A 15,678-nucleotide genomic window follows, 5' to 3' on the forward strand; every position below is an offset into this window, starting at 1 on the left:
AGAGCAAGGCGGCCGTTCCGGCTATATCAATGCGGCCGTTCCGTCCGGGTTGACCTGGACCTTGGCGCCCGCGATGTCCTCCTCCACCGTCGCGGCCGCACCCGCCGCGTCAGGGATGACCGCCAGAACACGCGCGTCGTCCGGTGTGCGCACCGCCAGGAACGCCTTCTCCGGCGCGCCCTCCCGGTCGAACGGTGTCGTCCACGTCTCGACAGTGCCCACCCCCGACCAGTCGACGAGCGCCTCCCGGGTCGGCTCGCGATCGACCTCGGATTGGACGTCCTCCCAACGGAATTCGTGCGGCGGCGGTTCGGTGCCGTAGACACCGAAACTGTGCTTGGTGAGGTAGCCGCCGTTGGCGGTGATCAACCCGTACTGCCCGGGCGCGGCGACCAGCCGTTCGGCCATGGTCGCGATCGAATGGGTGACGTAATTGTTCCACGGCCCGCCCGCGAAGGTGAGCCCGCCGGTCACCGTGAGCGGCCTGTCGGGGGCACCGAGCGGAAGGCCGAGTTCGTTGGCCGCCACCTGCACCGCCGACGGGAAGCACGAGTACACGTCGACCAGCGCGACGTCGTCCACGCCGATCCCGGCCAGTTCCAGAGCGCGTCGACCCCCGATGCGAATGGCCGGCGAGGTGTGGAACTCCGCCCGCTCGCCGATCGCATACGTGTCATGCGAATCGGTACCTGAATACGGGAAAACCCACCGGTCCCTGGGGATCTGCAGATCGGCCGCCCTCTCGGCCGAGGTGAGCACGAGGACCGCCGCCTGGTCGACCATGTTGTTGGAGTTCATCAGCTTCGGGTACGGCCAGCTGATCATCCGGTTGCTCGGTCCGGGCTGCCAGATCTGCTCGGCGGGTACGACGTCGCGGTTCCACGCGTGCGGGTTGGTCGCGGCGACCGCACTGAACTGCGCCCACAACTCGCCGATGCGGCGCCGGTGTTCCTCGTCGGATTCCCCCGCGGCGATGCGCAAAGCCTGCTCGAACATCGGGTAGACGAACGCGGGCCGGTCGAGGTTGATCTTGATCTCGGCGGGTCCGGCCATCGGCACGCCCTCGTCGGCGCCCTCGGCCATCGGCACCGACTCGTCCTGGCGCGGCCAATCCGGCCGGACGCCCTTGGCGCGCAGCCGGCTTCGCGTCCGCCAGGTTTCACCGCCCGCGATCAGGATCACCTCGGCGCGGCCGTTCTGAATGTCCCGGCACGCCTCGTTGACCAGCGACTGCGGGGTGTTACCGCCCACCCCGGTGTAACGGGTGGAGGCGTTGTCGGCGTGCAACCGTTGCGCGAGAAGCAATCCCGGATCGCGATACCGCCACGACAGGAGGTTGACCACTCGTACCGAGTCGACCGCCTCGAGGACCCTGGGGTCCGCCGCGTTGCGCGCCGCGTCGACCATCAGGTCGATCGGCGAGATCTCGGGGTTCTCGTCACGCTGGTTGACCTGTCCGTAGCCGACCAACACGGGCGTCCTGGGTTCCATCACGGCCTTTCTCGATAGGCGAAAAGTGTGCCGTCGGCGATGAGCCGATCGGTGTCCTCAACGGAGATGCCGAGGATCTGCTGACAGATCTCTCGGGTGTGCTCCCCCGGCATCGGCGCGGGAAGCAGTCGTGCGGGCGGGATGTTCGTGTACGGCGCAGGCCGTGTCTCGCTGAGCATCGGCGCGTCGAACAACGGATGCTCCATGTCGGAGTACAGCTTTCGTAAACACACCTGCGGGTCGTCGGGCACGTCGACGGCGCGGTTCATCGGGGCGGCCGCGACACCGGCTTCCTGGAGTGCGTGTGCCACCGTGGTCTTGTCGCGGACGCGGGTCCACTCCGCGGTGTCGACGCCGCCGGTGATCGAGTTCAACGCGGCGCGGTCGGCATCCGATCGCAGCGAGATCACACACCACTCGTCATCGCCGGCACACGGATACACGCGGTGTTCGGCGGCGTCGTCGACGACGGGCAGGCCCGCTTCGCACGCCGCTTCGGTGACATAACGAGCCGCGAGCTGGCTCACCGCGGCCTCGGCCTGCGAGACGTGGACGTGTGCGGGCCGCCCGGCGCGGTCGCGCCGGATGAGTGCGGCCAGTGCCGCGATCGCCGTGAGCCGAGCCGACACGTGGTCCGGGAAAATCGTCGTCGCGTCGTAGAACTCGCCGTCGGCCGACGCCCACAGCGACGTGACGCCGGTGGTCGCGCGCACCAGCGGCCCGTATCCCATGCGTGCGCTCCACGGACCGCCCGCACCGAATGCGCTGCTCTCCGCCAACACGACGCGTGGATTGAGTTCCCGCAGCCGGTCGTAGGAGAACCCCAGCGACGCAAGCGTTCCGGGCTTGAAGTTGGCGAAGACGGCGTCGGCGTCGACGACCAGACGGGAGAAAAGCTCGGCGCCGCCGGCCGACCGCAGATCGAGGCCGAGGCTCTTCTCGTTGCGATGGGTCAGCGCCCAGGATCTGCTCATCACCTGACCGGGCGGAGCCTGTCGCAGCCCGTCGGGATAGGCGGCGCTCTCGATTTTGATCACCTCGGCGCCGAGGTCGGCGAACAGCCTGCCGAGCTCACCCCCGGCGACGATGACGCCGAGATCGAGGATGCGCATTCCTTCGAAAGGCCGCTGCACCGCGGTCGCAGGCCGCTGAGCCTCCGATGGCGTTGTCGCCCAAGCGGGCTCGTCGGCTCCGGCATCGGGCGCCGGGCGCTGCAGACCGCGATGCTGCCCGTCGACGACGAACGGCCCGACGGGCGCGACGACCTTCGCGCCGCCCGCGAGCTCCGCGGTGGTCAGCGCACCGACCGCACGGAAGTGCTCGGAGGCCAACGCCTCCGTGGGGGTGAGCACCGCCGCGATCGGGATGCCCCGCGCCTGACCCTCGGCGACCAGGGTCTCCATCGTCTGCGCAGCGACGAAATCACCGATCAGCGCGTTGAGTTCACGCGATACCGCGTACCGCGCCGCGATCGTCTCGAACTTCGGATCGGCGAACTGCGCGGGCTCGCCGAGCCAGGCGTGCATGGCCCGCCACTGGCGCGGCGACAGCAGGCAGATCCGTACGTGGCCGTCTTTGCAGGCGAAGATCGGATAGATGTTCTGATTGCGCGGCCTGCCGCGCCAGATCTCGGTGGTCTTCTTGATCCCGACGGCGGCCTGTCCTTCGGATCCGAACGGCGGATCGAACGACTGAAGCACCGCCTCGAACCGAGAGAAGTCGATGTAATCGCCCGTGCCGGTGCGTAACCGGCGATAGTAAGCGGCCAGCGCCGCCCACGCCGCCTGAACGGCCGCGGTCCCCGACGCCAGGCCGATCGGCGGTAGCACCGGTGCGCCGGTCGTCGGCCCGGTACGTGACAACGCCGTCGACAGCGCGTACAAAACCGGGTCGGTGGCATGCCACGGGGCGTAGGGCCCGTCGGTGCCGAAGTCGGTGACCGACAGCACGACGAGGTGATCGAACCGCTGCGCCAGCGAAGCACACGACATCCCGAAATCGGCTGCGCCGCCCGATCTCCCGTCGTCGACGACGATGTCGGCGGTGCTCGCCAGGGTCCACAGTTTCTGGCGGTCCCCGGGGTCGGCGGGGTCGAGAACCGCACACCGCTTGTTCGCGTTGTTCAGCAGAAACGGCACGCTGGTCGTGGCCACAGTCGGCAACGCCCGCCGGCCCGCACGCCCGCCGGGCGGTTCGATCTTCAGCACGTCGGCGCCGAGATCGGCATACAGCCGGCTCACCCCGTCGGATGCGGCGCCGCCGAGATCGAGCACCCGCACGGATGCCAGCAGTGCTTCGCTCATGCCGCCAGCAGTTCCTCGACCCACCGCAGATGGTCGTCAGTGTCGGTCGCGACATACATCAGGTCGACGAAGGCATCGGGATATCCGGCATCGGCCAGCGTCCGCACCGCCTCGGCGACCGCGTCGATCGATGTGCCCGCCGCGACGTTGATCCGCACATAGGTGTGAATCGCCGACGGATCCCGACCCGCCTCGCGGGCGCCGTCGTCGATGGTGCGGCGCAGCAGCGCGAGCATCTCGGGCGCGACACCTCCGGGCACCTGCACAGCTGGAAGCCACCCGTCGGCGCGCTGTCCGATGCGCCGCAGGCTCGCCGGGGTGAACGCGGCGAGATAGATCGGCGGGCGCGGCCGCTGGGCCGGTTTGAGGTCCACCCACGACGGCGGGATCGACCATCGCTTGCCGTCGTGCTGAACCGGGTTCGTCGTCCACAGCCCCTCGAGGACGTCGAGCAGCTCGTCCAGCTGGGCTCCCCGGCCGCGGAACGGGGCGCCGGCTGCCGAGAACTCCTCCGGTGACCACCCGATGCCGAAGCCGGGGACGAGCCTGCCCCCGCTGACCACGTCGATGGCGGTGAGCTGGCGGCCCAGCTGCACCGGCGGGTACCACGGTGCGACGAACACGCTGCTGCCCAACCGGACGCGGGTCGTCGCAGTGGCGGCCACCGCCAGCGCGACGAACGGATCGAGGCCGGCGCGGAACTGTTCGGGGATGGTGTCTTGGCCCGCGTAGCCGACGCTCGGGTGCACCGGCGTCAGCAGGCGGTCACCCACCCAGAGGCTGTCCGCGCCGAGGCTCTCGGCGGTGGCAGCGTAGCGCGCAAGGTCAGCCCGGGCGGACTCCCCGAACTGCGGCACCGCGAATCCCAACACGGAAGAACAGGCTAATGGGTAGCTTCACACGCATCGGGTACAGGATTGGCACCTCGCTCACACCCGACGATGATGAGTCAGATGACTGCCCAGGCACTGTCCCCCACGCTGTCCGCCGATGAACTCGAACTGATCGACGCCTACTGGCGCGCCGCGAACTACCTGTCCGTCGGCCAGATTTATCTACTGGACAACCCGCTGCTGCGCGAGCCGCTGGCCCCCGAGCACGTCAAGCCGCGCCTGCTTGGCCACTGGGGAACGACGCCCGGCCTCAACCTGGTCTACGCGCACCTGAACCGCGTCATCCGGGAACGCGACGCCAACGTCATCTACATCACCGGCCCCGGCCACGGCGGTCCCGGGCTGGTCGCGAACGCGTACCTGGAAGGCACCTACAGCGAGGTGTACTCGGCGATCTCCGAGGACGCCGACGGGATGCGAAAACTGTTCCGCCAGTTCTCCTTTCCCGGTGGCATCCCCAGCCATGTCGCCGCCGAAACCCCTGGCTCGATCCACGAGGGCGGTGAACTGGGCTACGCGCTCGTGCACGCGTACGGTGCGGCGTTCGACAACCCCGATCTGGTGGTCGCCTGTGTGGTCGGCGACGGCGAGGCCGAGACCGGACCGCTGGCGGCCAGTTGGCATTCGAACAAGTTCCTCAACCCGGTCACCGACGGCGCGGTGCTGCCCATCCTGCATCTGAACAGCTACAAGATCGCCAACCCGACGGTGCTTGCGCGGATACCGCAGGAGGAACTCGAGTCGCTGATGTTCGGCTATGGCTACCGGCCCATCACGGTGGCCGGAGACGATCCCGCCAACGTGCATCAGCAGCTGGCCACGGCGTTCGATGAGGCCTTTGATCAGATCGCCGCGATCCAGCGCGCCGCACGCTTGGACCGCGAACCCGGCCGCCCGCTGTGGCCGATGATCGTGCTGCGCACGCCGAAGGGCTGGACGGGTCCCCGTGAGGTCGACGGCAAGAAGGTGGAGGGCACGTGGCGCTCGCACCAGGTTCCGCTGTCGGGAACCCACACCAACCCCGAACACCGCACCCAGCTCGAGGCGTGGCTGCGCAGCTACCGCCCCGAGGAGTTGTTCGACGACGACGGTTCGCTGCGGCCTGAACTGCGCGCGATCGCCCCGCGCGGACAACGCCGGATGAGCGCCAACCCGCACGCCAACGGTGGGGTCCTGCTCAAAGACCTGGATCTGCCGCCGTTCACCGACTACGCCGTCCCGGTCGACAAACCGGCCTCCGAATCGGCCGAGGCGACGCGGGTGCTCGGCACGTTCCTGCGTGACGTCATCACCCGTAACCCGGACCGGTTCCGGCTCATGGGTCCCGACGAGACCGCGTCCAACCGGCTGGCGGCCACCCTCGAGGCGACCGACAAGGCCTGGATGGCCGAGCTCACGCCCGACGACGAGAACCTCGGCCCGGAGGGCCGCGTGATGGAGGTGCTCTCCGAACACCTCTGCCAGGGCTGGCTCGAGGGTTACCTGCTGAGCGGCAGGCACGGGCTGTTCAACTGCTACGAAGCGTTCGTCCACATCGTCGACTCGATGCTCAATCAGCACGCCAAATGGCTCAACAGCAGCCGGGAGCTGTCCTGGCGCGCGCCGATCGCATCGCTGAATTACCTTCTGACGTCCCATGTCTGGCGCCAGGACCACAACGGCGCATCCCACCAGGATCCCGGGTTCATCGACCACGTCGCCAACAAGCGGCCCGAGGTCGTCCGGGTCTACCTTCCGCCGGACGCGAACACGCTGCTGTCGGTGGCCGACCACTGCCTGCGCAGCCGCCACTACGTCAACGTGATCGTCGCCGGGAAGCAACCGGCGCTGACCTACCTGGACATGGAGTCGGCGATCGCGCACTGCACCCGCGGCCTGGGTATCTGGGACTGGGCGAGCAACTCCGCAGGCGACCCGGACGTGGTGCTCGCCTGCGCCGGTGACATCCCGACGCTGGAAACCGTGGCGGCCGCCGACATCCTGCGCAGGCGGCTGCCCGACCTGGGCGTGCGCGTGGTCAACGTCGTCGACATCATGCGGTTGCAGCCCGAGTCCGAACACCCGCACGGCCTGTCCGAGCGCGACTTCGACTCGATCTTCACCAAGGACAAGCCGATCATCTTCGCTTATCACGGCTATCCCTGGCTGATTCATCGCCTGACCTACCGCCACACCAACCACGCGCAGCTGCACGTGCGCGGATTCAAGGAGCGGGGCACGACGACCACGCCGTTCGACATGGTGATGCTCAACGACCTCGACCGCTTCCACCTGGTGATGGACGTCATCGACCGGGTCGAGGGACTGGGCAGCAGCGCGGCGGTGCTGCGCCAGGAGATGGCCGACGCCCGCCTAGCGGCCCGGCGCTACACCCGCGAACACGGCGAGGACGATCCGGCGATCTCGGAGTGGACGTGGGATCCGGACTACCGGGGGCCGTCGCTGTCGCAGGACACCCTCAGCGAGCACGATCGCTAGACTGGATTTTCGTGTCCGACCAAGCCGTCCTAGCCGACCGCCCGCATCCGCTGGTCGGACAGCTTTCGGCGTTGCACCACTTCCGCACCTACGTCGACATCGCGGTGGTCGTGGTGGTCTTGGCGCTGACGAACCTGATCGCACACTTCACCACGCCGTGGGCCAGCGTGGCGACGGTTCCGGCCGCTGCGTTGGGTCTGCTCGTCCTGGTCCGGTCGCGCGGCCTCGGGTGGGCCGAACTCGGGCTGGGCCGCGAACACTGGAAGTCCGGAACCGGTTACGCGGTGGGCGCCGTCGGGTTGGTCCTTGCGGTCATCGCGATCGGCGCGCTGCTGCCGTGGACGCGACCGATGTTCATGAACAACAACTACGCGACGATCTCGGGCGCGCTCATCGCGTCGATGGTCATCATCCCGCTGCAGACCGTGATCCCCGAGGAGCTCGCCTTCCGCGGTGTGCTGCACGGTGCGCTCAACCGCGCGTGGGGTTTCCGCGGTGTCGCCGCGGGCGGCTCGCTCTTGTTCGGCCTCTGGCACATCGCCACCTCCCTGGGCCTGACCAGTAGCAACGTCGGATTCACCCGGATCTTCGGCGGCGGTCTGCTGGGCACGGTCGCGGGGGTGACGCTTGCGGTGATCGCCACGGGCGTGGCGGGCTTCGTCTTCACCTGGCTGCGCCGGCGCAGCGGCAGCCTGATCGCGCCGATCGCCCTGCACTGGTCGCTGAACGGGCTCGGCGCGCTGGCCGCCGCGTTGGTGTGGCACCTGAGCTGACGTCAGTGCGACGCGCGCTTGCGAGCGCGGAACTCCCTGTTCTTGAGCTTGTTGCCGCAGGTCGCCATGCTGCACCACGTACCGCCGTGGTTACGGGAGCGGTCATAGAACGCCCACTGGCAGTCCTCGTTGGCGCACGCCTTGAGCAGCGACCAGGTGCCGTCACGCTGCGCGTCGTGGATCGCCAGTAGCAGTTCGGTCATGCGGTCCTGCAACGACGTGCCCACCGCAGAAAGCCGCACTCGGCCGAGGTCGTCGAGATCGGCGCGCGCGGCGCCGCCCGCCGCGGAGCGCAGCGGGGCCAGGGCCTCGGCCGTCGGTGGCGGGCCGCCCGCATTGTGGACGAGCATCGCGCGCAGGGCCTCGCGCACGCCGCGCAGCGCCTCGAGGTCGGCGGCGTCGACGGTCTCCCCGACATCGAGCAGATTGTGCTCGCGCAGCCACGGGTGCGCGTCGTCGGGATCGGCGAGCCGATCGGGCCCGGAAGGCAGCTCCGCCGTGTTGACCAGGCTCTGGATGAGGGCCAACCGCGGCGGCGCCGGCTTGGTCTCCTGATCGCCGAGCCACTGCGTAGTCATATAGGCAGCCTAGCTTTTCATGACCGTCATTCCAACTTCACTGGTCATGCGTGACCGTTATAAATTGTTTAGTGGTCACACCACCCGCTTCCAACCCGAGGATCGAAATGTCGGACACCCAGAATCCGCAGAGGCTCTCGATTCGTTCGACGGCCTCCGGCGGAACCACCGCACCGGCGCCGTCACTTCGGGCGCGGATGGCGGCGAGGCTGCGGGCGACCAAGTTCGACCGGCTGGCGGCCGTCGGCGGCGGCACACCCGCCGGCGGTGCGTACGCCGCGCACTGCGCCCGGCTGACATCGACCGGCGAACGCGAGTCGGTGGCCAGATCGTTGCGGCGCATCGTGCGCGACGCCAGGGGGCGCGGCCCGTTGATGTCGTCGCGGGTGCCGTTGCACACGTCGAACATTGCCGCCGCCGAGGGTCTGATCGACGAGGTCACGCTGCGCCTGCACTCGCCCCGGCCCGTCGGCGCCCGGGGTATGGCGCGGCTGCGCGTGCTGCTCGCGGACGGTACCGGCCCCCTATACCGGTATGGCCGTGGGGATCTCGAGGGCCGGCTGCGCGCGGCGCTGGCCGAGCTCTAGGCCACCAGCACGCGGACCCGTGCACTCGTCAGATGCTTGCGCACACCGAGAAAAATGGGATGGGTGCGCAGACGCCTACTGAGAAATACGGCGTGATATCCCCGTTCCATGCCGGTGGAGGCGGCGGTGGAGGTGGCGGTAGAGGCGCAGCGATACAGGTATTCGACGGTGGGTCGTACACAGTCCCTACGCCACATTCGATTGCGTTGGCTTTGCCCGGCGATACCAGAAGAGTGGCTGTCAGCGGCGCCAAGAGCGCCGGAACGGCGATGACCTCAAGAACGGTTTTCCCCCGCATGGCAGGCCTCCCTGGTGCATCCCCGCCCGAACTCATCCTAGGACGCGCCACGAACCAAGACAACAAAATTGATGAAGCGGTAAAAAGGGCGGGGACCTGCATAATCCGGCAGTGAAGTCCGCAAGCAAACTCGAGCGGCCCCTTTACGTTCCTTTGTCACGGGTGCACCGCCGGCTGATACTCACATCGATAGCACCGCCGCGCCGGCGATGACGCCCCGACTGAGGTCGAACAGTGCGTCGTGAGCACGGCCCAGAGGATATTTCGTGTTTGCTACCGCTAGTCGGTGTTGCGCGGCGAACTCGAGGAAGCGGCGTGCATCCGCGCGCGTATTGGCGGTAACCGACCTAACCTGGCGCTCCTGGAAGAGGTGGCGCTGGTAGTTCAGCACCGGGATGTCTGAGAGGTGGATGCCCGCGATTGCGAGCGTGCCACCGCGATCGAGCGCTTCGAGCGCTGGCAGCACTAGCTCGCCGACGGGCGCGAAGAGGATCGCGGCGTCGAGGGCGACGGGCGGGCGCTCGTAGGCGCCTTGAGCCGACGCCGACCCGAGGGCCAGCGCGAGATCTCGTGCCCTCTCCCCACGGGTCATGACGTGAACCTCGGCACCCTGCGCGATCGCGACCTGAGCGGTCACGTGCGCGCTGCCGCCGAAGCCGTAGATTCCCAACCGTCCGCCCGGCGGCAGGTCCGCGCGCATCAGCGCGCGATATCCGATGATGCCGGCGCACAACAGTGGCGCCAGTTCGGTGTCGGAATAGCCGTCCGGTAGTGGAAGCGCGTATGCCGCTGGGACAGTGGCGAATTCCGCATATCCGCCGTCGGCATCCCAGCCGGTGTAGCGCGACTCCGGACAGAGGTTCTCGTCTCCCCTGACGCAGTACCGGCACCGCCCACAGGTGTGGCGCAACCATGCGATGCCGACGCGGTCGCCGACGGAGAACTCCGCACCCGCGCCTTCCCCCACTTCGACGACCTCTCCGACCACCTCGTGGCCCGGCACCACCTGTGGCCGGTGCACCGGCAGATCGCCTTCCGCGACGTGAAGATCGGTGCGGCACACGCCACATGCGCGCACCGCGACCAGAAGCTCACCCGCTCCCGGTCGCGGGATTTCGACATCTGCGCGTTCCATGGGTCGGGTGTCCATCGGCCCCGGATGGCGGACCTGCCAGGCGGCCATGGTGGAAGTGCTCACCAGTCAATGGTCGCTCTCGGTCGACGGCCGCACCAGCAGCCGCGATTCCGTCGCCGTAAGCGCACATCCGCCGAGGTCGCCACCCCCGCCCCTGCGGCTGCCGCCACACTCACTTCCCGCGCAGGCCCTCAGATTGTGCGCCCAGCTTTGTCAGGCCGGAGGCGTCATCCCCTGCGCGTTCTCCGGCGCGACCGGGACGGGCACACCGACAGCGGGCCGCGGCGCAGGCGCGTTGGGATCCGCGGGCGGGGGCGGCGGTGCGTTCGGATCCGCCGGCGGAGCCGCGGGCGCGTTCGGATCGGCGGGCGGGGCCGCCGGAGCCGCCGGTGGGGTGTACGGCCGGATCGAGTTGGCCAGCGTGACCGCTTCTTCCTTGGGCACAGGGTTGTTCGCAGTGCCGAGCCAGACGACGAACCACCGCTCCGGGGTGCGCTGACCGCGCGGCGTGCCGGGTTCGACCGGATTGCCGACGACACCGGCCCAGATCTGACCGTTCGGCTTGTTCGTGTCGGTGAACTTCACCTCGTAGTACGACGCGACGCCGGGCATGCCGTCGGCCTCGAGTTCGACGGTCTCGTGGTTGATCCGGGTGCCGGGGAACGGCATGAAGAACTCGCCCATGTCGGAAGCCAACCGCTGGGCGGCCTTGGTGTTGTCCGTCTCGGCCCCAGCGAAGAGCTTCAGGTCGAGCCGTCCGAGCAGAATGCTTGTGTCGCTGGGCGGTTCGGCCCCTTCAGGGGCGATCTTGGTCAGCAAGGCCTGGCCGTAGGACAGCTGCGTCGAGTCCGCGACCTTCCAGCCCGCCGGCACGACATAGCTCATGCCGCCGGCGGCCGAGTCCACCCTGCCGGCGTCGCCGGGCGCGGGGGCCGGCGCATTCGGATCGCCCGGCGGCGGGGCCGGCGCATTCGGATCGGCGGGTGCGGGGGCGCCAGGTGCCGGCGCGGGCGCGGGGGCGCCGGGGGCAGGAGCGGGCGCGGGCGCTCCCGGCGGGGCCGGAGGTGGCGGCGGTCCCTGCAGGAAGGTGTTGCCCGTCGGCGGAGGAGGCGGCGGGGCGGGTGTCGGCTCGGGCTGCGCCTGTGCCACCGTCGGCAGCGCCAGCGCCAGCGCCGTCGCCCCGGTCAACGCCGCGGCCGCGAACGTCCTCGAGAGCCCCTTGCGCGGGGATGTAATCGCATCCGGCTGATCCATGGGGAAGAAACTACCGTGTTACCGCCGTGACGCAAGTGTGAATTGCTAAGAATGTGCTTAATTCTGGAATAGCTGAGAACCCGAAAGCCCGTGATAGCCACGCTGGACGCGATTTGCTGGCACCGTGGCATCCCCGCGCGTGCCGCGAGGTGGCCGAACCCCTGTCGGCGCCGGTGATTCGACTGTGTTTCGCACTGGCTCCGGTATCTGTTACTGGGCCGGATGCAGCGCGACCTCTTGGGCCTTGACCGCGAAGATCACCCGTTCGCCGGGAGCGAGCCGCAGTTCGGCCGCGGAGTCCGCGGTGATGTCAGCGGCGATGCCGGGACCGCCGTCGGGCTGCTCCTCGGCCCGCACCCGGATGGCCGGGCCGCGGCCGTCGAGTTCGGCGACGGTCACCTCGACGGTGTTGCGAGGGCTGCCGTGCGGCCGCTCGCGGTACACCGCGACCGCCGCCGGGTGGAACAGCGCCACCGCGGGCCGCCCCGCCTCCACGTCCGATGCCGCGTTCCCATGCCACGCGACACCCCACTCGGTGACCAGGGCGCCGTCGCGGTCCGCCGTGCCGCGTACGAGGTTGACCCCCGCCAGCCGCGCCCCGAAGCCACTCCGCGGAGAGGCTAACACCATTGCAGCCGAACCGCTTTCGACGATGCAGCCGGATTCGATCACCACCACCCGATCGGCGAGCGTGACCACGTCGAGCAGGTCGTGCGTCACCAGCACCGCCGAACGTCCGTCGTGCGCGAGCACCCTGCGCAAGACCTTGCGGATCGCGGCGGCGGCCGTCACGTCGAGCCCAGCCAACGGCTCGTCGAGCAACAGCACCTCGGGTTCGGCGGCCAGGGCACGCGCTAGCGCGACGCGCTGCGCCTCACCCCCCGACAGTTCGCGCGGCCTGCGGCCGGCCAGACCCGCCGCGTCGACCTCGGCGAGCCAGTGCTCGGGCCGCGTGCTGCCGGGCGGGAAGGCGACGTTGGCGACGACGTCGAGATGCGGAAACAGCAGGGGATCCTGCAGAAGCAACCCCACGCGACGGTCGTGGGTCGCGACGTGGACTCCCGCTGCGGTGTCGGTGAGCACCCGCTGCCCCACCCGCACGACGCCGTCGTCAGGCCGTACCAGCCCTGCGATGACGTGCAGGGTCGTCGACTTGCCCGCGCCGTTGGGGCCGAGCACGGCCAGCACCTCGCCGGGGTCGACGTCGAACGCGACGTCGACCCCGCGGCGATCGACCACCGCGCGCAGGCTGATGCCCGTCACGGTGCACTCCACGCGCTGTCGCCCCGCAACCGTCGACTCCCCAACCCCAGCACCACGACCGCTGCCACCAGCACGAGCAGCAGCGACAGCGCCACCGCCGCGCCGGGGTCGCTCTCGCGCTGCAGGTAGATCTCCAGCGGCAGCGTGCGGGTGACGCCCTCACGGGACCCCGCAAACGTCAGCGTCGCCCCGAACTCGCCGAGCGCCCGGGCGAACGCCAGCACGGCGCCGGACATCAAACCCGGTGTCAGTAGCGGAAGCGTCACGCGCCACCACACCCGCGACGGGCGGGCGCCCAGCGTAGCGGCGACGGTTTCGTAACCGGTCCCGGCCGTGCGCGCGGCCCCTTCGAGCGCGATGACCAGGAACGGCAGCGACACGAACGTCTGCGCGAGGACGACGGCGGTCGTCGTGAACGCGATCTGTATGCCGGCCGCGTCCAGATACTCACCGATCAGCCCGAGGCGGCCGAACGCGTACAGCAGGGCGATCCCACCCACCACCGGCGGCAACACCAACGGAAGCAGGATCAACGGTCGTGCAGCCCGCACCACGCGGCTGGCGCTGCGCGCGAGGACCAGTGCCATCGGCACGCCGAGCACAAGGCACAGCACGGTGCTGGCCGTCGCGGTGCGCAGGCTCAGCAGCAGCGCGGCGACCGAGGACTCGCTGGTGATCAGCGCCGCGATGTTCGGCCAGTCGACCCTGGTCGCGATCGCGACGAGCGGCACCACGACGAACAGCGCGCCCGCCGCGGCGGGCAGGTAGAGCCACCGCGGCAGACCAGCCGGATTACTCAACGGCCTCCCACCTCACAGGCCAAACCCTATGGGACATGGCCCTGCGCGCCGGTTTCGTGCTGTAGCTACTGTCCAGTAACATTGCGCGTAATCGCTGGGTTCAGCGTCGAACACTTCAGGGAGGTCCTCGCGATGGAGGTGCTCGTCACCGCAGGTGACACCGATCTGGGTCGCACGATCGCCGAGGGCTTCCGGGATGCCGGTCACCGCGTCGTGATCGCCGGCGGCCGCCGCGACGAGCTCGAGGTCGCCGCCAAGGAGCTCGACGTCGACGCGATTGTGCTCGACAACACCGATCCCGACAGCCTGGAAGCGGCGCGATCGCAGTTCCCCCACCACCTCGACACGATCGTCAACGTGCCTGCGCTCGGGTGGGACGGCGGGGATCCGCGCACCTACTCGCTGTCCGACCTGGCCAGGGCGTGGCGTGCAGCGCTGGATTCGATTGTGGTGTCGGCGGTGCTGACCGTGCAGATCCTCGGCGACCACCTGCGCTCGGGCGGTTCGATCGTCAACGTGGTTCCGGAGAACCCGGCCGTGGGCAGCGCCGAGGCGGCGATCAAGGCCGCGCTCGCCGACTGGACCGCCGGGCAGGCCGAGCACTTCGGCACGCGCGGTATCACCGTCAACGCGGTGGCGTCCGGCCGCAGCGCCGAACCCGGCTACGAGGGCCTGTCGCGCACGCCTCCGCCGGTCGCCGACGAGATCGCGCGCCTGGCCCTCTTCCTCACGACGCCGGCGGCGCGCCACATCACCGGGCAGATTCTGCACGTCAGCAAGGGTGCGCTCGCAAACTTCGGCTGATTATTCCGATGTTCGCCCCGAGCTAAACGGGGTGACCGCTCCGCTTAGGTGTGGTTACGTGCTCCCATGACCATCAAACTCGGACTCCAGATCCCGAACTTCTCGTACGGCACTGGCGTCGCGGAGATCTTCCCCACCGTGATCGCGCAGGCGCAGGAAGCCGAGGCCGCCGGCTTCGACTCGGTCTTCGTGATGGACCACTTCTACCAACTGCCCGGACTCGGCACGCCGGATCAGCCGATGCTCGAGGCGTACACGGCGCTGGGCGGCCTGGCCACCGCGACCGAGCGCGTCCAGCTCGGCACCCTCGTCACCGGCAACACCTACCGCAACCCGACCCTGTTGGCGAAGGCGATCACGACGCTGGACGTGATCAGCCAGGGACGGGCGATCCTGGGCATCGGCACCGGCTGGTACGAGCTCGAACACGACAGCCTCGGATATCAATTCGGCACTTTAACCGACCGTTTCAATAAGCTCGGCGAGGCGCTGCAGATCATCCTGCCGATGCTCGAGGGCCAGCGGCCGACGTTCGAGGGCAAGTACTACCGCGCCAAGGATGCGATGGCCGAACCGCGCTTCCGCGACCACATTCCGCTGATGATCGGCGGCAGCGGTGAGAAGAAGACGATTCCGTTGGCGGCCAGGCACTTCGACCACCTCAACATCATCGCCGGGTTCGACGAGTTGCCCCGCAAGGTGCAGGTCGTCAAGGATCGCTGTGAGGAGATCGGCCGCGACCCGGCGACCCTCGAGACCAGCATGCTCGTCGTCGCGATCATCGACGAGAACATCACCGGCGACGTCATCCCCGACGACTACAAGCAGCAAGCCGTCTTCGGCAGTGCCGAGCAGGTGGCCGAGCAGATCAAGACGAAGGTGCTCGACGCCGGCGTGGACGGGGTGATCCTGAGCCCGGTGACGAGCCTCAACGGATACCAGCCGGGCGGCGTCACGGCGGTCGCCGAAGCGCTTCGACCCGTCCTCGGCCTGTGATCGGAGCAGGGGTGGGATATAACCC

General features: G+C 69.0%; 13 protein-coding genes. 5 read left to right on the forward strand and 8 right to left on the reverse strand.

Going from position 1 to position 15,678, the window contains the following annotated elements; all coding sequences use genetic code 11:
• Nucleotides 1–21: 21 nt before the first annotated feature.
• From A5650_RS22920 to A5650_RS22930, 3 genes are read right to left on the reverse strand one after another with little or no spacing between them, the layout of a single operon-like run.
• Nucleotides 22–1,491: an acetyl-CoA acetyltransferase gene (locus tag A5650_RS22920; RefSeq protein ID WP_067297313.1), complete on the reverse strand. Its 1,470-nt coding sequence runs from the start codon at nt 1,489–1,491 to the stop codon at nt 22–24.
• Nucleotides 1,491–3,794 (reverse strand): CoA transferase, encoded by a 2,304-nt coding sequence (locus A5650_RS22925; protein WP_067297317.1) that lies wholly within the window; start codon nt 3,792–3,794, stop codon nt 1,491–1,493. The genes A5650_RS22920 and A5650_RS22925 overlap by 1 nt, the downstream gene beginning before the upstream one ends.
• The gene (locus tag A5650_RS22930; protein WP_067297320.1) at nt 3,791–4,666 is read right to left on the reverse strand and encodes a TIGR03619 family F420-dependent LLM class oxidoreductase; all 876 of its coding nucleotides are present in this window, start codon (nt 4,664–4,666) and stop codon (nt 3,791–3,793) included. Before A5650_RS22930 ends, A5650_RS22925 begins: the two co-directional genes overlap by 4 nt.
• A gap of 81 nt (nt 4,667–4,747) precedes the next feature.
• On the opposite strand from A5650_RS22930, the gene A5650_RS22935 reads away from it, so the two are divergent.
• Both A5650_RS22935 and A5650_RS22940 read left to right on the forward strand, forming a co-directional pair.
• Nucleotides 4,748–7,165 (forward strand): phosphoketolase family protein, encoded by a 2,418-nt coding sequence (locus A5650_RS22935; RefSeq protein ID WP_067297324.1) that lies wholly within the window; start codon nt 4,748–4,750, stop codon nt 7,163–7,165.
• 11 nt (nt 7,166–7,176) lie between these two features.
• Nucleotides 7,177–7,938 (forward strand): CPBP family intramembrane glutamic endopeptidase, encoded by a 762-nt coding sequence (locus A5650_RS22940; protein WP_067297327.1) that lies wholly within the window; start codon nt 7,177–7,179, stop codon nt 7,936–7,938.
• Between the two features lie 2 nt (nt 7,939–7,940).
• Here the strand turns inward: A5650_RS22940 and A5650_RS22945 are convergent, their stop codons facing one another.
• Nucleotides 7,941–8,516: a CGNR zinc finger domain-containing protein gene (locus A5650_RS22945; protein ID WP_067297329.1), complete on the reverse strand. Its 576-nt coding sequence runs from the start codon at nt 8,514–8,516 to the stop codon at nt 7,941–7,943.
• 107 nt (nt 8,517–8,623) lie between these two features.
• Here A5650_RS22945 and A5650_RS22950 point away from each other — a divergent pair, with 107 nt between their 5' ends.
• Complete coding sequence (locus A5650_RS22950; protein ID WP_067297332.1) at nt 8,624–9,103, forward strand: hypothetical protein; 480 nt, start codon at nt 8,624–8,626, stop codon at nt 9,101–9,103.
• 479 nt (nt 9,104–9,582) lie between these two features.
• Here the strand turns inward: A5650_RS22950 and A5650_RS22955 are convergent, their stop codons facing one another.
• From A5650_RS22955 to A5650_RS22970, 4 genes are all read right to left on the reverse strand, one after another.
• Nucleotides 9,583–10,584: a zinc-binding alcohol dehydrogenase family protein gene (locus A5650_RS22955; RefSeq protein ID WP_067297335.1), complete on the reverse strand. Its 1,002-nt coding sequence runs from the start codon at nt 10,582–10,584 to the stop codon at nt 9,583–9,585.
• Between the two features lie 165 nt (nt 10,585–10,749).
• A complete protein-coding gene (locus A5650_RS22960; RefSeq protein WP_067297338.1) occupies nt 10,750–11,790 on the reverse strand; it encodes an APA family fibronectin-binding glycoprotein in 1,041 nt (346 codons plus the stop codon).
• Between the two features lie 210 nt (nt 11,791–12,000).
• A complete protein-coding gene (locus A5650_RS22965) occupies nt 12,001–13,053 on the reverse strand; it encodes a sulfate/molybdate ABC transporter ATP-binding protein (RefSeq protein ID WP_067297364.1) in 1,053 nt (350 codons plus the stop codon).
• Complete coding sequence (locus tag A5650_RS22970) at nt 13,050–13,853, reverse strand: ABC transporter permease (protein WP_067297341.1); 804 nt, start codon at nt 13,851–13,853, stop codon at nt 13,050–13,052. Before A5650_RS22970 ends, A5650_RS22965 begins: the two co-directional genes overlap by 4 nt.
• Before the next feature lie 132 nt (nt 13,854–13,985).
• On the opposite strand from A5650_RS22970, the gene A5650_RS22975 reads away from it, so the two are divergent.
• Nucleotides 13,986–14,657: an SDR family oxidoreductase gene (locus tag A5650_RS22975; RefSeq protein ID WP_067297344.1), complete on the forward strand. Its 672-nt coding sequence runs from the start codon at nt 13,986–13,988 to the stop codon at nt 14,655–14,657.
• Nucleotides 14,658–14,723: 66 nt separating this feature from the next.
• Nucleotides 14,724–15,653 (forward strand): LLM class F420-dependent oxidoreductase, encoded by a 930-nt coding sequence (locus tag A5650_RS22980; protein ID WP_067297348.1) that lies wholly within the window; start codon nt 14,724–14,726, stop codon nt 15,651–15,653.
• Nucleotides 15,654–15,678 lie beyond the last annotated feature (25 nt).

It is taken from the genome of Mycobacterium sp. 1164985.4 (assembly GCF_001668575.1).
Lineage (GTDB): Bacteria > Actinomycetota > Actinomycetes > Mycobacteriales > Mycobacteriaceae > Mycobacterium.